Annotated in this window: 4 protein-coding genes; 3 read left to right on the forward strand and 1 reads right to left on the reverse strand. The window is 35.8% G+C overall.

Features of this window, described 5'->3' with window-relative positions; translation table 11 throughout:
• Positions 1-17: 17 nt before the first annotated feature.
• Positions 18-185, reverse strand: coding sequence for a pentapeptide repeat-containing protein (locus tag F6K13_RS27035; protein ID WP_240039213.1), 168 nt, complete (start codon positions 183-185; stop codon positions 18-20).
• A 55-nt stretch (positions 186-240) separates the two neighbouring features.
• Between F6K13_RS27035 and F6K13_RS27040 the strand changes: the two genes are divergently transcribed.
• The 3 genes from F6K13_RS27040 (at position 241) to F6K13_RS27050 (ending at position 2,634) form a co-directional block, all read left to right on the forward strand.
• Positions 241-762 carry a pentapeptide repeat-containing protein gene (locus tag F6K13_RS27040; protein WP_124147832.1) on the forward strand — a complete coding sequence of 174 codons (522 nt, stop codon included), beginning with the start codon at positions 241-243 and terminating at the stop codon, positions 760-762.
• A gap of 19 nt (positions 763-781) precedes the next feature.
• Positions 782-976 (forward strand): hypothetical protein, encoded by a 195-nt coding sequence (locus F6K13_RS27045; protein WP_124147831.1) that lies wholly within the window; start codon positions 782-784, stop codon positions 974-976.
• Between the two features lie 662 nt (positions 977-1,638).
• Complete coding sequence (locus F6K13_RS27050; protein ID WP_124147830.1) at positions 1,639-2,634, forward strand: threo-3-hydroxy-L-aspartate ammonia-lyase; 996 nt, start codon at positions 1,639-1,641, stop codon at positions 2,632-2,634.
• The last annotated feature ends 124 nt before the right edge of the window (positions 2,635-2,758 follow it).

Below are 2,758 nucleotides of genomic sequence, written 5' to 3' on the forward strand. Positions count from 1 at the left end.
TTATAAAGATGCAGACTTTATACTTTCCACCCATAAGTTTTAGCACCAGATAAATTGGCTTTAATCAGATTAGCTCCTTCTAAGTCAGCTCCCATCAAATTTGCTCCTTGTAAATTTTTCCTTTCTAAATTTACTTCTTTGAGAGAAGCTTTTTTAAAGTTTGCATTAGTAAGGTTTGAGCCAATACCACATCACTATATAATATATAATAGATGTAAATATCAATAAAAATTAAAGACTATGAAACTGCCAAAAATTATTACTATTACCCTTTTAACAATTGCCGGATTAACTACGCCAATTCTAGCAGAAAATGCCAATGATATCCGAAGATTTTTAGATAATCCATCAGCAGTTTGTCAAGGATGCGACCTTAGTGGAGCTGACCTTAGTAATATCAGACGACGAGGTGCAAAACTTAGACAAGCTAACTTAACAAATGCCGACTTAAGCAAAAGTAATTTTAGTGGTTCTTACTTTACTTGTGCTGACTTAGCTGATGCTAACCTGCAAAATACTAACCTCCAATGGTCTAATTTAGTGGATGCTAATCTCCGTGGAGTTGACCTCAGAGGTGCTGACCTCAGCAAGACTGATTTAAGTGGTGCTATTTTCGAGGGTGCTTTAACAGAAGGGGTAATATTAGAAGGAGCAAAAATGCCTGATGGAGCAACTATTTATGATGGCCGTGGTTTAGAGTCATTTCAGCCTAGACCCATTTTATCTCAAGCACGAGTTCAATGTCTGGGAGACCAAAAATAATCGGTAGTGGTGCATACTCATGGTAGAGGGAAATGGAGATATGTGGAGATGGGGAGATGGGGAGATGGGGAGACCTGGAGCGGAAAAAACTGTGAGTAGGAAAGAAACCGAAATACATCCTCTCTCTTGGTCGATTGGATATGGGGAAGTCTCCTCGCCATCCCACTCTACGGGAAGCTCCGAAGATCAACCGCTTTCTTTTAATTGGAGCTGAGGTAATAACAGTTGACATCATTAGGTAATTTGTCCCAAGTTTTATCAATAGACATCTGGTAAAAATCAAAAATCAAATCAATTCTCACACTATATATATCAATTATTTCCCCTCCTGGGAGGGGGAGGGGTGAGGGGTGGGTTCCCTACTGCCTACAGCAAAGCTGCCTACTGCCTATGCGTGGAGGAGATGTCTAATACCATTACCGTTGCAGGACTGCCAAATAATCTTAATTGTTGAAGTTTGGTTGAAGAATAAAACTTCAAACTCTTAATATAAAATTACTTCAAATTATGATTAATTAGTTTGGTATGAGGTCTGGAGATAGTGAATTGTTTATAGTCTAATGAATGGTTAAATAATTTGATATTATAGGCTTTGTGAGAATCCCCTATTCCTCTCCCCAACCTAAAATTTCTTTGTTTGTTTTTTCTTTTTACCAAATAATTAAGCTTGAAAGCTTCTACGCATCAAGAATAAAAAAAATCATTTTAGTCAATCCTCTAATTTTAAGGAGAAGTAATTATGAATGATAATTGTTATAGGAGTTGCCATTACTATATTTGACAGATAAAAAGCTTAAAACTTAGATCACGCCAGATTTTTCCTTCTTCCTTCTTTCTTCTTCATTCTGCTATAATTGTTGAATATTTTCAGAAAATATGTCTATTTATTCCTCAAAATCTGCCGATCATTTTGTAGTTAATTACAATAATATTACGGCCGCAGCTAATCGTTTATTGTCGGTGGCTAATCGCACACCTGTAATAACTTCAAAAACTGTAAATCAACTAACTAACTGTCAAGTATTTTTCAAGTGTGAAAATTTTCAACGAACAGGATCATTTAAGTTTAGAGGAGCTTACAATGCTCTATCTCAACTATCAAAAACTCAAAAACAATCGGGAGTCTTAACCTACTCTTCGGGCAATCATGCTCAAGCGATCGCCTTAGCAGGAAAATTATTAAATATTCCCACAACTATAGTTATGCCCGACAACGCTCCACAAGTAAAAAAAACGGCTACTCGTGGTTATGGAGCAGAGATAATTTTCTATGATGTAAATGAAATAAATAGAGAAAAACTAGCTCAAAAAATTGCTCAAGAAAAAGGTTTGATAATTATTCCTCCTTATGACCATTGTGATATTATTGCCGGACAAGGTACAACTGCTTTAGAATTAATTGAACAAGTAGGAAGTTTAGATTTACTATTAGTATGTTGTGGTGGGGGTGGTTTACTTTCTGGTTGCGCGATCGCCACTAAAAATCTCTTAAAAAACTGTCGAGTTATTGGCGTGGAACCGAAAAATGCAGATGATGCAACTCGGTCTTTTTATTCTAAAATTCTACAAACTGTATCTAATCCTAATACTATTGCTGATGGTGCTAGAACACCTTATTTAGGCAAGTTAAATTTCCCATTAATTTTGAATTATGTTGATGATATGGTGACAGTTTCAGAGGAAGAAATTTTAAGAACAATGTATTTTATCTGGGAGAGAATGAAATTAGTAATAGAACCCACTGGAACATTGGCAGCAGCAGCTTTATTAGAAGGTATTGTTAAAGTTTCTGGTGTGAGAGTTGGAGTAATTATTAGTGGAGGAAATGTGGATTTAAAACAGGTGGGAGAGTTATTTAAATTTCTTAATTAACTGTAAATAAATTATATCATGTCCGTTTATATCGTTTGTGTAAACCCAAGGGTGAATATCTACAGGAAATGATGGTTTTTTCTTGCGAGGGTAGCCTTCTTCCCTCTTCCCTCTTTCTTCTTCA

It is taken from the genome of Okeania sp. SIO2B9, assembly GCF_010672505.1.
Taxonomy (GTDB): domain Bacteria; phylum Cyanobacteriota; class Cyanobacteriia; order Cyanobacteriales; family Microcoleaceae; genus Okeania; species Okeania hirsuta.